The sequence below is a fragment of the Octadecabacter sp. B2R22 genome, assembly GCF_018861045.1.
Lineage (GTDB): Bacteria > Pseudomonadota > Alphaproteobacteria > Rhodobacterales > Rhodobacteraceae > Octadecabacter.
This window is the reverse complement of sequence record NZ_JAHKQJ010000005.1, coordinates 130,490-145,498: the sequence shown is the minus strand read 5'-3', so window position 1 is coordinate 145,498 and position 15,009 is coordinate 130,490. Positions and strand designations below refer to the sequence as shown.

At 55.0% G+C, this 15,009-nt stretch carries 15 protein-coding genes and 1 riboswitch; of the genes, 9 read left to right on the top strand and 6 right to left on the bottom strand.

Annotation, left to right across the window (positions count from 1 at the left end; translation table 11 throughout):
* Nucleotides 1-61: 61 nt before the first annotated feature.
* The gene (locus KO486_RS03265; RefSeq protein ID WP_216035812.1) at nt 62-913 is read right to left on the bottom strand and encodes an SDR family oxidoreductase; all 852 of its coding nucleotides are present in this window, start codon (nt 911-913) and stop codon (nt 62-64) included.
* An 83-nt stretch (nt 914-996) separates the two neighbouring features.
* On the opposite strand from KO486_RS03265, the gene aroQ reads away from it, so the two are divergent.
* Nucleotides 997-1,431 carry a type II 3-dehydroquinate dehydratase gene (gene aroQ / locus KO486_RS03260; RefSeq protein WP_216035811.1) on the top strand — a complete coding sequence of 145 codons (435 nt, stop codon included), beginning with the start codon at nt 997-999 and terminating at the stop codon, nt 1,429-1,431.
* Here the strand turns inward: aroQ and KO486_RS03255 are convergent.
* The 4 genes from KO486_RS03255 to KO486_RS03240 form a co-directional block, all read right to left on the bottom strand.
* Nucleotides 1,428-2,222, bottom strand: coding sequence for a carnitinyl-CoA dehydratase (locus KO486_RS03255; RefSeq protein ID WP_216035810.1), 795 nt, complete (start codon nt 2,220-2,222; stop codon nt 1,428-1,430). The genes aroQ and KO486_RS03255 overlap by 4 nt on opposite strands.
* Nucleotides 2,215-4,230, bottom strand: a complete 2,016-nt coding sequence (locus KO486_RS03250) for an acetate--CoA ligase family protein (RefSeq protein WP_216035809.1) — start codon at nt 4,228-4,230, stop codon at nt 2,215-2,217. The genes KO486_RS03255 and KO486_RS03250 overlap by 8 nt, the downstream gene beginning before the upstream one ends.
* 59 nt (nt 4,231-4,289) lie before the next feature.
* A complete protein-coding gene (locus KO486_RS03245) occupies nt 4,290-5,453 on the bottom strand; it encodes an acyl-CoA dehydrogenase family protein (RefSeq protein WP_216035808.1) in 1,164 nt (387 codons plus the stop codon).
* Between the two features lie 99 nt (nt 5,454-5,552).
* Complete coding sequence (locus KO486_RS03240) at nt 5,553-6,308, bottom strand: class II aldolase and adducin N-terminal domain-containing protein (RefSeq protein ID WP_216035807.1); 756 nt, start codon at nt 6,306-6,308, stop codon at nt 5,553-5,555.
* Nucleotides 6,309-6,511: 203 nt separating this feature from the next.
* On the opposite strand from KO486_RS03240, the gene KO486_RS03235 reads away from it, so the two are divergent.
* The 5 genes from KO486_RS03235 (at nt 6,512) to KO486_RS03215 (ending at nt 10,544) form a co-directional block, all read left to right on the top strand.
* Nucleotides 6,512-7,987, top strand: a complete 1,476-nt coding sequence (locus KO486_RS03235) for an AMP nucleosidase (RefSeq protein ID WP_216036212.1) — start codon at nt 6,512-6,514, stop codon at nt 7,985-7,987.
* A 141-nt stretch (nt 7,988-8,128) separates the two neighbouring features.
* Nucleotides 8,129-8,419 (top strand): HU family DNA-binding protein, encoded by a 291-nt coding sequence (locus tag KO486_RS03230; RefSeq protein WP_216035806.1) that lies wholly within the window; start codon nt 8,129-8,131, stop codon nt 8,417-8,419.
* Nucleotides 8,420-8,492: 73 nt separating this feature from the next.
* The gene (locus tag KO486_RS03225) at nt 8,493-9,368 is read left to right on the top strand and encodes a DMT family transporter (protein WP_216036211.1); all 876 of its coding nucleotides are present in this window, start codon (nt 8,493-8,495) and stop codon (nt 9,366-9,368) included.
* A 38-nt stretch (nt 9,369-9,406) separates the two neighbouring features.
* Nucleotides 9,407-10,120, top strand: coding sequence for a cytochrome c biogenesis CcdA family protein (locus tag KO486_RS03220; protein ID WP_216035805.1), 714 nt, complete (start codon nt 9,407-9,409; stop codon nt 10,118-10,120).
* A 13-nt stretch (nt 10,121-10,133) separates the two neighbouring features.
* Nucleotides 10,134-10,544 carry a thioredoxin family protein gene (locus tag KO486_RS03215; RefSeq protein ID WP_216035804.1) on the top strand — a complete coding sequence of 137 codons (411 nt, stop codon included), beginning with the start codon at nt 10,134-10,136 and terminating at the stop codon, nt 10,542-10,544.
* Here KO486_RS03215 and aroC read toward each other — a convergent pair.
* Complete coding sequence (aroC, locus tag KO486_RS03210) at nt 10,541-11,644, bottom strand: chorismate synthase (RefSeq protein WP_216035803.1); 1,104 nt, start codon at nt 11,642-11,644, stop codon at nt 10,541-10,543. The two genes, KO486_RS03215 and aroC, sit on opposite strands and share 4 nt — an antisense overlap.
* Nucleotides 11,645-11,716: 72 nt before the next feature.
* Nucleotides 11,717-11,818, top strand: a riboswitch (TPP riboswitch).
* A 41-nt stretch (nt 11,819-11,859) separates the two neighbouring features.
* Here aroC and KO486_RS03205 point away from each other — a divergent pair.
* The 3 genes from KO486_RS03205 to KO486_RS03195 are packed head-to-tail and all read left to right on the top strand — an operon-like array spanning nt 11,860 to nt 14,988.
* On the top strand, nt 11,860-12,840 hold the full coding sequence (locus tag KO486_RS03205; RefSeq protein ID WP_216035802.1) for a thiamine ABC transporter substrate binding subunit: 981 nt from the start codon (nt 11,860-11,862) through the stop codon (nt 12,838-12,840).
* Nucleotides 12,816-14,312, top strand: a complete 1,497-nt coding sequence (locus tag KO486_RS03200) for a thiamine/thiamine pyrophosphate ABC transporter permease ThiP (protein ID WP_216035801.1) — start codon at nt 12,816-12,818, stop codon at nt 14,310-14,312. The genes KO486_RS03205 and KO486_RS03200 overlap by 25 nt, the downstream gene beginning before the upstream one ends.
* Nucleotides 14,299-14,988 carry an ATP-binding cassette domain-containing protein gene (locus KO486_RS03195; RefSeq protein WP_216035800.1) on the top strand — a complete coding sequence of 230 codons (690 nt, stop codon included), beginning with the start codon at nt 14,299-14,301 and terminating at the stop codon, nt 14,986-14,988. Before KO486_RS03200 ends, KO486_RS03195 begins: the two co-directional genes overlap by 14 nt.
* Nucleotides 14,989-15,009 lie beyond the last annotated feature (21 nt).

Here is a 15,009-nt window from a genome sequence, read left to right as displayed (position 1 = left end):
ATACCCTCTTTTGCGCACGATATGGCGACTGGGGGTTCCTAGGGCAAGTGCACGGGTCTGACTAACGCGTTTCTGCGGCTAAAAGTGATGCCAACCCCACGCGGTAATCCGGAAATAGCAGCTTCACGCCCAGTTCGTCCTTAATCTGATCGTTTCGTACCTTCTTACTTTCCGCGTAAAAACTGCGGGCCATTTGGGTCATTTCGGCGGTCTCGAAGTCTTGAGCGGGCGGGAGCGGGAGGCCCAACAATTCAGCTGCGTGTCCGATGACGTCTTCTGGAGGCGCGGGATCATCGTCGCAAAGGTTGTAGATTGCACCGGGCTTGGGTTGGGCAATCGATGCCGCAAGTACCTGCGCGATATCGTCGACATGGATGCGGCTAAACACTTGTCCTTGTTTTATGATACGACGCGCAGTGCCGTTGCGAACTTTCGCAAATGGCCCTCGTCCAGGTCCGTAAATCCCAGCAAGACGGAAGATATGAAGCGGCAAGCCCATATTTTGCCACGCCTGTTCGGCTTCGACACGCAATTGGCCGCGCTTGGTGGATGGGGTGAGAGGTGTCGTTTCATCTACCCATCCACCCTTATGGTCGCCATAGACCCCCGTCGTAGAGAGATATCCAACCCATTCGAACTGTCCTTTTCGCGCAGCGATCTCGTCGCGCAGTTCCTTCAGAACAGGATCGCCCGCGTCCGATGGACCGGCAGAAATCAGTAGATGCGTTGCGGCATCCAATGCGGGGATGATGTTTGCCCCCGGCCAAATGCGCGGCTCGACGCCGTCAGTCATAAGAGTCGCGGCTTTGTCTTCGCTACGGGTCGTGCCGATCACACGCCAATCGTCCGGCAAGAGGCGGGTCAAAGCACGGGCGGAGTAGCCGTGCCCAAATGAGAGGAGTGTTTTTGTCATGCCCCTTGGTCGCCCAGCCTGCCGCGTTGTGCAAGGTGTCATAGGGGCTTGCCATATCGACCATCCTGTTCAATGGTCCGAGCATGAAAAAAATACTTCTCCTGAATGGCCCGAACCTGAACCTGCTTGGGCAACGACAACCCGAAATCTACGGGTCCGAGACGCTTGATGACGTCGTCGTTGATTGCACCGCGTTGTGTAAAACGCTTGGGTTTGAACTTGAGGCCAAGCAGTCCAACCACGAAGGTCTTTTGGTGGACTGGATTCAGGACGCACGCGGGGACGCAGGCGGAATTGTTATAAACCCCGGCGCGCTTAGTCATACATCCGTGGCGATACTTGATGCGTTGAACGCGTTTGAGGGGCCCGTGATGGAGGTTCACATCTCCAACATTCACCGTCGCGAACGGTTCCGGCACCATTCCTATGTGTCAGGCCGCGCCGAGGGTGTGATTGCCGGATTTGGCACCCAAGGCTACGGTTTTGCATTGCAACGTTTGAAGGCCTTGCTGGCCTAACGCCCCTTCCAAACAGGATCACGTTTCTCAGCAAAGGCTTTTGCACCTTCAAGCTGATCTTCGCTAGAATAGAGCCTATCTACACTGGCCAACTGCCGTTTCGTGATACGGTTCATGGCGTCTTGGAATTTGGAATCTTCGGCGTCACGCACGACTTCTTTGATCGCGGCGTAAACCAGTGGCGGACCAGAGGCGAGCATTCGCGCCATTTCCCATGCTTGATCCAAAAGCTCAACAGCAGGATGGATGTGGTTGATTAGACCCCAATTGAGTGCCTCGGATGTGTCAAACCAACGTCCGGTCAAAAGCAGCTCCATCGCGATGTGATAGGGGATGCGTTTCGGGAGCTTAATGCTCGCCGCGTCTGCCACCGTACCTGAGCGGATTTCCGGCAATGCAAAGGTCGCGTGATCCGCCGCGAGGATAATGTCCGCGGACAGCGCCAGTTCGAGCCCGCCACCACAGCAAATGCCATTCACGGCGGCAATCACTGGCTTGTTAAGGCCGCGCAGTTCTTGCAACCCGCCAAAGCCGCCAATGCCATAATCGCCGTCGACGGCGTCTCCATCAGCCGCGGCCTTTAGGTCCCAACCGGGGCAAAAGAACTTTTCGCCTGCTCCGGTGATGATTGCGACACGCAAATCGGGGTCATCGCGGAATTCCGCAAAAACCTCACCCATGATCCGGCTGGTCGCGAGATCGATTGCATTCGCCTTTGGTCGATCAAGCGTGACTTCGAGGATTGCCCCCTCGCGGCGTGTTTTGATCGGGCCTGTTGTTCTGTCAGTCATGGTATTTCCTTATGAGTGCGTCAGCGGCTACCGCGCGGCTTGGGGTGACGATCAGAGGGTTCACTTCAACCTCTTCAACTGTCGTCCGATTGGCAAGGACGTAGGCTTGAATGGCTTCAATCGCGTCCAGAACGCTATCGACGGAGGCTTTAGGCTGATTTCTGTAACCATCCAGAACAGGAAACATTCTAAGCTGTGTTAGAGCCTGTTCTATCTGATTTCGTGATGCAGGAACCAGCAGGGAAGTGCGGTCTTCGAGGATTTCCGTAAGAATCCCACCAGCCGCTATCGTAATTACAAAGCCATGGGCGGGATCCTTGACGATGCCAACGAGAAGTTCAGCAACTTTGTCGTCAATCATCTCTTCTAGAATAAAGGTGTCACCTTGCATCTTGGCGCTCGCGGCCAAAACCTCATGGCTATTCATAAGCGATAAAGCAACGCCGCCGGATTCGCTTTTGTGGGCCAGACCCGTGGATTTTAGCACGTACGGACCAGCGGATTTATCGGCCAGTTTGGCCAGATCATCGATTGGTCCAACCGTAAGCGCAGGAACGGCAACACCCATTTCTGATAGCGCCGTCTTGGCAGCTGATTCCGAGAGTGTTTGTGCCTCTCGAACTGGAACTGGTTGAATGACGTCACGAGCGCTTTGGGATTGGATTTGTGCGGCGATCGTGGCACCCAGTGCCTCTGCTAATCCGGCAAGCGGTATGACTCCGCCTGCCATCAGACGTCTTGCTGTGTCCTCTGGCATAAGCTCGGGCAAGGTTGCGACCATTGCGACAACCCCACCTGTCGCACTACGGGTGTTGATTGCAGCGTTGATTGCGCATTCCCAGTCGTCGGCATCACATATGTCGTTTCGTGGAAAGTCGACAATCAAAAAGGTAATCGCAATATTAGGGTCTATTATGGCCGAAAATGCCTGCGTCATGGCATTATCATCACGCCAGATGTAGGTGTGATAGTCGAGAGGATTGGCGAGGGCGACTTTCGGGCCAAGCGCTTGAAACAGCCGTTCATGCTGGACAGTGTTTAGCGGCGGAAACGTCAAAGGCGTGTCGTGTGCCATGTCTGCGATCAGGCTTGCCTCGCCTCCGGAACAGCTGACGGATGCGATTGCAGTCGATGACAACGGCCCTGCAACGTGAAGGATCTTTAGGGTCTCAATAAGGGTTGGAAGGTCGCCCACCTGAGCAATGCCAAGGTGATCCAGCAAAGCAGTCGCACCCGCGCCGCTTCCAGCGAGGGATGCCGTGTGAGAGATGGTCGCGTTTTGGGCTTCCACGGATTTCCCCACCTTCAGGGCGACCACTGGAATACCCTTGTCGTGTGCCTTTCGGGCAAACGCCTGCCATGTGGGTAAGTCTTTGAACCCTTCAATATGCAAACCGACGGCCGTGACACGCGGATCGTCGAGCAAAGCAGACGCTATTTCAGCTTCCGTCAGCTGGGCTTGGTTTCCGCATGTGACAACGTAAGCGATTGGCAAAGCGCGCGATTGCATCGTGAGATTGATCGCAATGTTCGAGCTTTGGGTCAGGATCGCGACACCGCTGTCGACAGGAACACAACCGTGCTGATCGGGCCAAAGACAGGCCCCATCAAGCGCATTGATCATCCCGTAGCAATTGGGTCCAAGGATAGGCATGTCACCCGCCGCTTTGAGAAGCATTTCGTTGGCAGTATGCCCGTCGTCTGTTTCACCAAACCCACTAGCAAAACAGACAGCACCCCCGACGCCGATCTGCGAAAGCTCCTCTATCGCCCCAATCGTGGCTTCGCGGTTGATACCAACAAAGGCAGCATCCGGCACCTCGGGAAGATCACTCACAGATGGGTGCGCTGGTAACCCACAGATGGTGTCTGCTTTTGGATGAACGGGCCAGACGTCTCCCTTGAAGCCCGACTTTTGAAGTTGCTCAACAACGGATTTGCACCACGCGCCTCCGCCGATAACAGCAACACTTTTTGGCTGTAATAGTCTCGAAATCGATGTTGTCATGTGCATAAACCTCGACCACCACCCGCATCAGGGATGCGATGAATAACGATGTTCATAGTTTAGGCTCCTAACGCACGAAGCAATTCACGGCTGATGATGTGACGCTGAATTTCCGATGTGCCGTCCCAGATGCGTTCAACACGTGCGTCGCGCCAGAACCTTTCAAGGGGGTAATCATTCATAAGGCCCATTCCGCCGTGGATTTGAATCGTGGCATCAGTCACCCGAGACAGCATTTCGGAGGCATATAGTTTCGCACTCGCGATCTCACGGTTCGCGGGTAGGCCCTTATCCAGCCGATCTGCGGCGGCGAGTGTCAGCAAGTCCGCGGCGTCAATTTCGGTAATCATATCGGCGATCTGAAAGCTGATGCCTTGAAACTTGCCGATCTTCTGCCCGAATTGTTCACGCTCAGCGGCATAATCCAGCGCGTAATCAAAAACGCGTCTGGCGCGGCCGACGGACATGGTCGCAACTGTGATGCGAGTCGCATAAAGCCATTCGTTCATTACAGCAAAACCGCCGTCGACTTCCCCCAGAACCTGCGCGTCTGGTAGGCGGCAATCGTCAAATTCGAGGATCATGTTTTTGTAACCACGGTGCGATACAGATTTATACCCGTCACGGATGGTGAAACCGGGCGTGCCGCGATCAACAAGGAATGTGGTGATCCGTTTCTTGGGGCCGCGGGGGGTCTGATCTTCGCCGGTGGCCACAAAGACGATTATGAAATCCGCATGATCCGCGCCGGAGATAAAGTGTTTCGTCCCGTTCAAGACCCAATCACCACCATCACGCACGGCTGAACATTTCATGCCGCGAATGTCGGACCCGGCACCTGGTTCCGTCATGGCGAGAGCATCCATGCGGTCCCCTTGGATTGCTGGATCACGATAGCGTTCGATTTGCTCACCTTCGCAGGCCATTAGAATGTTTTGAGGGCGGCCAAAGAAATGGTTGAGGGCCATAGACCCTCGACCCAGTTCACGTTCGACCAAAGCAAATTCCACATGGTTTAGGCCCGCGCCACCGGCGCTTTCAGGAAAGTTGCAGGCGTAGAACCCTAGTTCTTTGGTTTTGCGTTTGATGTCGTCCGCGATTTCTTGGGGAACTTCGCCGGTGCGTTCCACAAGGTCTTCATGCGGGTAGATTTCGTTTTCAACAAAACTGCGGACGGTATCCGCGATCATAGTGTGTTCGTCAGTGAGGCCGTAAATAGTCATTGGATGTACCTTAGATAGAGGGAATTACAGGGTTAAATCCTGTATCCTCTCCCTAGGCGACGCGTGCTGGTCCAGCGTCTCAGGTTCTCAAAAAAGATCCTATCCCGCATAGTTAGAGCCTTCTTCGTCCAGAATGGCCTTGAGCTCGGCCAAGTGGCGTTCGTCTTGTTCAGGGTAATCTTCGAGCTCTTGCGCGGTTTTTTCCGCGATCTCGTCTGATAACACGCGCAAGGGTTGGCCTGTTTGAAGCGCACGGATGTAGGTTTCGGCGGCGCGTTCAAAATAATACAGACGGTTAAAGGTTTCCGCGACCGTGGCGCCCATGATCATAATGCCATGGTTGCCCATGATCATGACTTTCTTTTTCGGATCACCAAGGAGCTCCGCGCACCGTTCGCCTTCTTCCTCAAACGCGAGCCCGCCGTAATGGTCGTCGATGACATAGCGGTTGAAGAAGGTCGCGCAATTTTGGTCAATCGGCAGAAGGCTGCTGTCTTTTAACGTGGCCAGAACAGTCGCATGAATCGAATGAACGTGCATGGCGCAGCGGGCATGTGGGCAATGACGGTGAATTCCGCCGTGCAAGCCCCATGCAGTTGGATCTGGCGCATTTGGTCCGGTCAATGTCGAAGGGTCATTCGCGTCGACTTCGATCATGTCGGACGCCTTGATGCGCGAAAAATGCATTTGGTTAGGGTTCATCAGGAACCGCGTTCCATCATCATTGATCGCAAGGCTGAAGTGGTTCGCGACGCCTTCGTGCATGTTCAAGCGAGCCGTCCAACGGAACGCGGCCGCAAGATCAATGCGGTCTTGAAGATGATCAAGGTTTGGGCGCAGGGATGAAACGGACATTGCAGTGCCTCCTGAGGGGAGCCAACACCGTTTCTTGCGACATGGCTAGCCTGAAAACGACGTAAGAGCAGGTCTTGATAACATCACAAAGCAGTGCCACGTTTCAGGATGATCAGAATGTCTGTCAGTTACCTTCGCCGCGCGCTTCATGCGGCGTTTTTATTTGGGACAGATACCATCGGAAACAGGAGGGTCTCGCCGTGATGAAACCACATGCACATCTGCCGGTCGTGTCGCCGGAAACACCCGCCGCACAGGAATTTCGCGATCCCGTTGCCGCCGTTGAGCGGCTGCAAGAATTGTACAAGATCGCTCAAGACTTTTTGTCCAAGACGTTTGCGGAGAATGTTGGAGGGGCACGACCAAACAATAGGTTCCGCGCGTTCTATCCGGAAATCCGCATTCGTACGACGACCTACGCCCAGACGGATTCGCGGCTCAGCTTTGGTCACGTTGCGGGTCCCGGGATTTATTCAACGACGATCACGCGGCCTGATCTGTTCGAGGGATACCTTCAACAGCAGATTGGCTTGTTGATCGAAAACCATGACGAACCCGTGGTGATTGGCGTCTCAAACACGCCTATGCCCATGCATTTCGCTGTGTCTGGTGAGATCGCTGTCCCGCAAGAGGGGGCTTTGGAATATACCCTGCGCGATGTGTTTGATGTGCCGGATTTGACGACGACAAATGATGACATCGTAAATGGTCTGGATTTCCATCACCAAGACGGCTCCAGCCCTCTTGCGCCGTTTACGGCTCAACGGATCGATTATTCACTGGCGCGTTTGCAACACTACACGGCGACCAAGGCTGAGCATTTTCAGAACCATGTGCTGTTTACAAATTACCAGTTCTACGTCGAAGAATTCGAAGCCTACGCCCGCAAGATGCTGGCCGATCCCAACAGCGGGTACACGTCTTTTGTTAGCACTGGTAATCAGGTGATCACCGATCCCGACGCGCCTTTGAATGTGCCGGAAAAACTGCCGCAAATGCCGACCTATCATTTGTGTCGTGACGGGCAGGCGGGAATCACGTTGGTTAATATCGGGGTCGGGCCATCCAACGCCAAAACCGCGACAGATCATATCGCGGTTCTGCGCCCTCATGCTTGGTTGATGGTTGGGCATTGCGCCGGCTTACGGAATTCGCAGCGGTTAGGTGATTTCGTTCTGGCACACGGCTACCTGCGGGAAGACCACGTGTTGGACGACGATTTGCCTGTTTGGATGCCGATCCCTGCACTTGCGGAAATTCAGATTGCTCTGGAAGATGCCGTCGCGGAGGTGACAGAACTGAAGGGCTATGAGTTGAAACGGATCATGCGAACTGGGACGGTTGCGACCATTGACAACCGCAACTGGGAACTGCGCGATCAATCCGGTCCCGTGCAACGGCTTAGTCAATCTCGCGCGGTTGGGCTGGACATGGAAAGCGCAACGATCGCTGCCAACGGCTTCCGGTTCCGCGTGCCCTATGGCACTTTGCTGTGTGTTTCAGACAAGCCTTTGCATGGAGAATTGAAGCTGCCCGGTATGGCATCTGACTTCTATAAAACGCAGGTTTCACGCCATTTGATGATCGGAATCCGTGCGATGGAGCACCTGCGCGAAATGCCGCTTGAGCGGATTCATAGTCGGAAATTGCGATCTTTTGAGGAAACTGCCTTCCTCTAACGCAGGTATTTTTGCGATTTTACCCACAATATGCAGTTTTTCACTTGTAATGTGCCACTATTCGTTGTGGAACATAGCGACATACAGTTTACTGTCTAAGTAATGAGCCCATTTAATAGGGCATCAACGAGGAGAAATACCATGGCGACGAAACCAATGACCAAGACACAGCTGGTCGCAGCGCTTGCTGAAAAAATGGACACAGACAAAAAGTCCGCATCTGCAGCACTGGACGCGATCACAGGTCTGATCACTGACGAAGTATCCGGCGGTGGTGCCGTGACTTTGCCAGGCGTTGGCAAAATTTATTGCCGTGAGCGTCCAGAGCGTATGGTTCGCAACCCAGCAACGGGTGAGCAGATCAAAAAAGACGCAGACAAAGTTGTCAAAATGACAATTGCGAAAGCTCTGAAAGACAGCGTAAACGGCTAAGGCTGGTTTACATTTCGATAGAAAGGGTCGCCTATTTGGGCGACCCTTTTTCGTTGGAGAGATGATGAACAAGATTGACCGAGAAGCGATCCTTATGGGTGTGGTGTTTGGGATCATGTGGGCCTCGGCATTCACATCAGCACGCGTAATCGTTCAATACGCGCCGCCTCTACATGCGCTCGCTTTGCGGTTTCTAGCATCAGGGGTGATCGGCCTCGTGATTGCACTCTGGCTCGGTCAAAGCTGGCATTTGACCCGAAAGCAGTGGATCGCAGTCGTGGTGTTCGGCATCGCGCAAAACGGTCTTTATCTTGGCCTGAACTTTATCGCCATGCAGACTGTTGAAGCGTCACTTGCGTCGATCATCGCATCCACCATGCCCCTTCTGGCGGCGTTTGCTGGCTGGGCGATTTATCGAGAAACCATCCGCCCATTAGGCATCGCTGGACTGTTGGCAGGTGTTCTGGGCGTTGCATTGATCATGGGCGCACGATTGCAAGGCGAGGTAGACCTTTACGGGGTCGGACTCTGCGCAATCAGTGTTGTGTCTCTGACTGTGGCAACGCTCGCTGTACGCGGTGCATCATCTGGCGGAAACTTCTTGATGGTGGTGTCTTTGCAGATGCTTGTCGGCAGTGCCGTCCTGTGGTTGCCTGCGCTCGCGTTTGAAACGTTTGATGTCACGTGGACGTGGCAATTGGGCGTCGCATTCACATACACCGTGATCGTGCCGGGTTTAGGGGCGACATTGATTTGGTTCATGTTGGTTGACCGAATTGGCGCGACACCTGCTGCCGTCTTCCACTTCCTTACGCCGTTTTTTGGGGTCCTGATCGCGGCAGTATTGTTGGGCGAAAAGCTCGGTTCGATGGATGTCATCGGTGTTTTGATTATCACGGGGGGCATCTTGGCCGTTCAATTGTCGAAACAAAAACCAACGTCCTTGTGAAGTGACAGTGAAGGTCTAGCGCGGCATAGATTTCCGCGATGGAATTGATATTCGCATATGTTGCTGGGTTGCTGACTTTGATCAACCCATGCGTCCTGCCGATCTTGCCAATTGTACTGGCAAGCGCGTTGCAGGTAAGTCGCGCTGGCCCCCTTGCGCTGTGCTCTGGGCTTAGCCTTTCTTTTGTTTTGCTAGGTGTTGGTATTGCCGCGTTCGGGCGGGCCCTTGGCGTTGATACAGATGCGGTCGCCTTCGTTGGGGCACTGTTGATGATTGCCTTCGGCGTCATGATGCTGGTGCCGCGCTTTGCCGATAAGTTTGCATCTGTAACAGGCGGAATGGCTACGGCTGCAGACGAACAACTTGATGATCTAGACCGCAATGGTTTGCGCGGCCAGTTTTTGGGCGGGATGCTTTTGGGGGCTGTTTGGGTCCCTTGTGTCGGCCCGACCCTTGGTGGTGCTATTGCATTGGCGTCCACCGGCGAAAGCCTCGGTTGGGCGACGCTGATCATGCTGTTCTTCGCCTTCGGTATCTCAACCATCATTTTTTTGCTGGCTTACGGTGCACAGGCTGCGATCCGCAATCGCCGCGATTGGCTGCGTACAACGGCCGCCAAGGCGCGCCCGGCAATGGGGGCGCTGTTTATCCTCACCGGTCTCGTGCTTGCCTTGGGGCTGCATAAATACGCCGAAATCTGGCTTCTCGATACTCTCCCATACTGGCTACAGGATCTTTCGGTCCGTTTTTAGAAAGGAATACCATATGAAACGCAGAGACTTCTTGGTCGCCGCAGGCGCCACCACACTGATTCCATTTGCCGCGCAGGCTGCTGGCTTGCCCTACACTGAAGGGCTGGTTCAAGAACGTTTGGCCGCAGGCGAGACTGTCTTCCTTGATTTCAAAGCGTCTTGGTGCACAACGTGCCGTGCTCAGGAACGCGTTATCAACAGTATCAAAGCGGACAACGGTGCCTATGACGACGCAATTACGTTTATCGATGTGGATTGGGACGAATTCGGCCGTTCGCAGTTGGTCAACGATTTGAACATCCCACGTCGCTCGACATTGGTCGTTCTGAAAGGCGAAGCCGAGCTTGGTCGTATCGTCGCTGGAACAAGACCTGCCGACATTCAGGAGCTTATGGATGTCGCATTGAACGCAGCGACAGCCTAACCGATCTGGCCGCGCGTGCCGCCTGTTTGTCCTCGGTCCAGAAGGATGTGATCGAGGATGACGGCGGCCATCATGGCCTCACCAACGGGTACGGCACGAATACCAACACATGGATCGTGCCGGCCCTTTGTCACCACTTCAGTTGGAGAGCCGTCCATACGGATCGACGCACGTGGGCTAAGGATCGACGACGTAGGTTTTACTGCGAAGCGAACCACAATATCCTGACCAGTAGAAATACCACCCAATATACCACCAGCATGGTTGCTGGAATATTCCGGCCCATTTAGACCCATAAAGATTTCGTCGGCATTCTCACGACCGGTCAGCGCTGCGGCGGCCATGCCTTCGCCAATCTCGACACCTTTCACAGCGTTGATGGACATCATCGCGGCGGACAAATCAGTGTCTAACTTGCCGTAAACAGGTGCGCCGATGCCCGCTGGCACATTGCGCGCCACGACTTCGATCATCGCACCGACAGAGTTGTGATCATCCTTGCGCAACCAATTGAGGTAGTCAGTCCATTCGGAAACAGCACCTGCATCAGGGCACCAGAAATCGTTGCCATCGATGGTGTTCCAATCGAACCGGTTTCGGTCGATGTGCTTTTCGCCCATTTGAACCATGTAGCCTTTGATCTCGACGTTTGGGGCAATCGCTTTGATCGCTTCGCGCGCCACACCGCCGGCCGCAACACGTGCCGCAGTTTCGCGCGCCGATGAGCGGCCACCGCCACGATAGTCGCGCAAACCATATTTCTGGTGGTACGTGATATCTGCATGGCCGGGGCGGAACGTGTTGGCGATGTCGCCGTAATCCTTGGAACGCTGATCGGTGTTTTTGATCATCAATTGGATTGGCGTACCTGTCGTCGTGTCCTCAAACACACCAGACAGGATTTCGACAGCATCGGGTTCGTTGCGCTGGGTGGTCATCTTGTTTTGACCTGGGCGGCGTTTATCAAGCCATTGCTGGATCATCGGTGCTGTCAGCGACACACCGGGAGGGCAGCCATCAACCGTCGCGCCAAGCGCGGGTCCGTGGCTTTCGCCCCAAGTGGTGACGCGGAAAAGATGACCGTAGCTGTTGATCGACATGGAAAGGCTCCTTTGGGCGTGGTCTAGCCCGACAGGCCCCCCTTGCCAAGTCTGAGGGAACGTCCTAGGTCTGTCGGCACCTCGGGGGGCTTCATATGAAGCTGAGATGCCACAGGCGGACCCGTTGAACCTGAACCGGTTAAAACCGGCGGAGGGAAGGTCACGGGTTAATCCCCTAATGCCCCCATCCGTCCGGCGCATTGAGAGGAAAGACCATGAAGAAGACCCTACTCACTGTCGCAGGACTTACGTTTGCATCGGCTGCGGCCGCTCAAACAGAAGTTTTGACAGTTTACGCACCAGATTACTTTGGCTCCGAATGGGGCCCGGGCCCGTCCATTGAGGCGGCGTTTGAAGAACGCTGTGGCTGCGATCTTCAGTACCAAACAGGCGATCTGCTGCCGCGTTTGTTGCTTGAAGGTGAACGCACGGAAGCCGACGTTGCGATTGGCTTTAACACTGACGTCACCAAGCGTGCCCGTGATAGCGGTTTGTTTGCCCCACACGGGTTGGACCTGTCCCCACTGACGCTTCCAATTGAATGGTCCGATGACACGTTCCTCCCGTTCAACTACGGCCACACGGCGTTCATCTACGACAACACAAAATCGGACGGTTTTGATAGTTTCGAAGCGCTGCTTGATGCACCGGATGATCTGCGCATTGTGATCCAAGACCCACGTTCGTCCATCTCGGGCCTCGCGCTGGTTCTCTGGGTGAATGCTGTTTACGGCGACGAGGCAGAGGCCGCGTGGGCACGTCTTGCACCCAAGATCGTTACAGTCACGCAGGGGTGGTCTGAAAGCTATGGCTTGTTCACAGACGGCGAAGCGGACGTTGTGTTGTCTTATACAACATCCCCAGCGTACCACATCATTGCCGAAGAAGACCTGACCAAGTCAGCTGCGATTTTTGAAGAAGGCCATTACTTTATGGTCGAACTCGCCGCAAAACTGGCGACCACAGACAATCCTGAATTGGCGGATCAGTTCTTGGAATTCATTCTGACGGAAGACTTCCAAACGATGATCCCGACAACGAACTGGTCTTTCCCGGCTGCTTTGTCCGAGGACAAATGGCCGACAGGTTTCCAAGACCTTCCAATGCCTGAGACAGTTCTGTTCTACGACGAAAACGAAGCCGCCGCCTTGCGCGACGGAGCGATTGAAGCGTGGCGCAGCGCCTTGTCTCAATAACAGCGGCACTTGTCGTCGCGGGGCTGGTGATTGGCCCCGTGGCGGCAGTGCTATGGCGGGGCGGCGGGTTCGCTGCCCTGTCTGCGGCTGACTTGGCCGCATTGCGATTTACCGTATGGCAGGCGTTCTGGTCCGCTACGCTGAGTGTTTGTCTGGCCATCCCAGTGGCACGTGCCCTGTCGCGGCGGACATTTTGGGGCCGATCTGCGTTGATTTCGGTTATGGGCGCGCCATTCATATTACCCGTGATCGTCGCAATCTTAGGGCTTCTGGCCGTGTTCGGGGGCAATGGCGTCGTCAATGCAGTCTTGGGCCCACTCGGAATTCCCAAGCTCGATATTTATGGTGCTCAAGGCGTGATCCTTGCCCATGTTTTTTTCAATTTACCGCTTGCCGTGCGCCTGATCGTACAGGGCTGGCTGCAAATTCCATCGGAGCGGTTCCGTGTCGCGGCGTCGTTGGATGCTCCCGTGTTCTGGTTATTGGAATGGCCGATGCTGCGGCGCATCGCACCGAGCGCTTTTGCCGTTATCTTCGTTATTTGCCTTGGGTCGTTTGCGGTCGCCCTGACGTTGGGCGGTGGCCCAAGGGCGACAACCGTAGAATTGGCAATCTACCAAGCATTCAAGTTTGACTTCGACCTGAGCAAAGCAGCCTCATTGGCGGTGGTGCAGCTGTGCTTGGGCCTGTCGGCGGGGACCGTTGCGTTGCTTTTATCTCGGGGTGACATGCTCGGTGCGGGGTTGGACCGTGTGGTGCAACGGTGGGACGGCAACCGCCTTTTGGACGCCCTTTGGATCAGCACCGCTTCCCTGTTTTTGTTGGCACCCTTGTGCGCAATATTGGTTGCGGGCCTTCCGGGTATGTTCGATCTGCCGCCAAGCATTTGGCCGGCCGCGTTACGGTCACTCCTCATTGCACTTGGCGCTGTCGCGCTGACCATGACCTTGGCCTTACCTCTGGCTACCAAAGCGGGTGAGGCAGCTTCTCTGCTTGGAATCTCGGTTTCGGGTCTTGTCCTTGGAACAGGCTTGTTCCTGATCGTGCAGCCGTTTGTGCGGCCATCATCCGTTGCGTTGCCAATCACCATGTTGGTGAACGTTTTAATGGCCCTGCCGTTTGTCCTGCGAATCCTGCGGCCAAGCGTGCAAAGTGCCAAAGAAGATTTTGGACGCTTGGCAGAATCGTTGGGGCTTGAAGGTTGGGCCCTTTGGCGCATCGCCTACCTACCGCGATTGCGCCGACCGATGGGGTTTGCAGCGGGTCTAACGGGCGCGTTGGCGATGGGGGACCTTGGCGTCATCACATTGTTCTCCCGCCCAGGCGAGGGGACGCTGCCGTTGATGATGTATGACCTAATGGGACGCTACCAGATGGAAGCAGCATACGGCGCGGCCTTGCTTTTGGTAGCCCTGTCTGTGGGGCTGTTCTGGGTATTTGATAAAGGGGGACGTGTGAATGCTGACGCTTGAAAAGGCAGTGTTTGTGCAAGGCGATTACCAGCTTACTGCGGACGTGCAGTTGGAGGTTGGCAAAGTGACTGCAGTCATTGGTCCCTCAGGCGCGGGTAAGTCCACACTTCTTGGCGGGATTGCAGGGTTTGTGCCGCTAAAGCAGGGACGGCTTCGCTGGAATGCTGAAGACATATCTGATTTAGCGCCGGCTAAGCGGCCGGTTTCGATGTTGTTCCAAGACAACAATCTTTTCCCACATCTGACGGTGATGCAGAACGTCGCTTTGGCTTGTGGGCCTCAACTCCGCCCGAGCGCTGAAATCCGTGAAAAGGTTGAGGACATGCTGGACCGCGTGGGCCTGAAGGGGATGTCAGCGCGTAAGCCGTCCGCTTTGTCCGGTGGGCAGCAAAGCCGCGCAACACTCGCGAGGGCTTTGCTGTTGGACCGAGACCTCATGCTCATGGATGAACCTTTCAGCGCACTGGGCCCCGCACTTAAAGCCGAGATGCTTGATTTGTCGGTGGGGCTCGCACAGGCAGCGGGGCGCACTTTGGTGATGGTCACCCATGACCCAGCCGACGCTGAACGTGTGGCTGATAAAGTGTTAGGCGTTGCTGAAGGTCGTGTATGGCCCCCTCAGGACACGCAGACGTTTCTGCGTGACCCGCCGACAGTATTTACCAGTTACCTCTAACGCAAAAGGCCCGCCAAATTG

Coding starts and splice junctions, on each gene's coding strand:
- aroQ (WP_216035811.1), top strand. CDS start 997: ATGAAAAAAATACTTCTCCTGAATGGCCCGAACCTGAACCTGCTTGGG.
- KO486_RS03245 (WP_216035808.1), bottom strand. CDS start 5,453: ATGACTATTTACGGCCTCACTGACGAACACACTATGATCGCGGATACC.
- KO486_RS03235 (WP_216036212.1), top strand. CDS start 6,512: ATGAAACCACATGCACATCTGCCGGTCGTGTCGCCGGAAACACCCGCC.
- KO486_RS03205 (WP_216035802.1), top strand. CDS start 11,860: ATGAAGAAGACCCTACTCACTGTCGCAGGACTTACGTTTGCATCGGCT.
- KO486_RS03195 (WP_216035800.1), top strand. CDS start 14,299: ATGCTGACGCTTGAAAAGGCAGTGTTTGTGCAAGGCGATTACCAGCTT.
- KO486_RS03265 (WP_216035812.1), bottom strand. CDS start 913: ATGACAAAAACACTCCTCTCATTTGGGCACGGCTACTCCGCCCGTGCT.
- KO486_RS03220 (WP_216035805.1), top strand. CDS start 9,407: ATGGAATTGATATTCGCATATGTTGCTGGGTTGCTGACTTTGATCAAC.
- KO486_RS03255 (WP_216035810.1), bottom strand. CDS start 2,222: ATGACTGACAGAACAACAGGCCCGATCAAAACACGCCGCGAGGGGGCA.
- KO486_RS03240 (WP_216035807.1), bottom strand. CDS start 6,308: ATGTCCGTTTCATCCCTGCGCCCAAACCTTGATCATCTTCAAGACCGC.
- KO486_RS03230 (WP_216035806.1), top strand. CDS start 8,129: ATGGCGACGAAACCAATGACCAAGACACAGCTGGTCGCAGCGCTTGCT.
- aroC (WP_216035803.1), bottom strand. CDS start 11,644: ATGTCGATCAACAGCTACGGTCATCTTTTCCGCGTCACCACTTGGGGC.
- KO486_RS03250 (WP_216035809.1), bottom strand. CDS start 4,230: ATGACAACATCGATTTCGAGACTATTACAGCCAAAAAGTGTTGCTGTT.
- KO486_RS03215 (WP_216035804.1), top strand. CDS start 10,134: ATGAAACGCAGAGACTTCTTGGTCGCCGCAGGCGCCACCACACTGATT.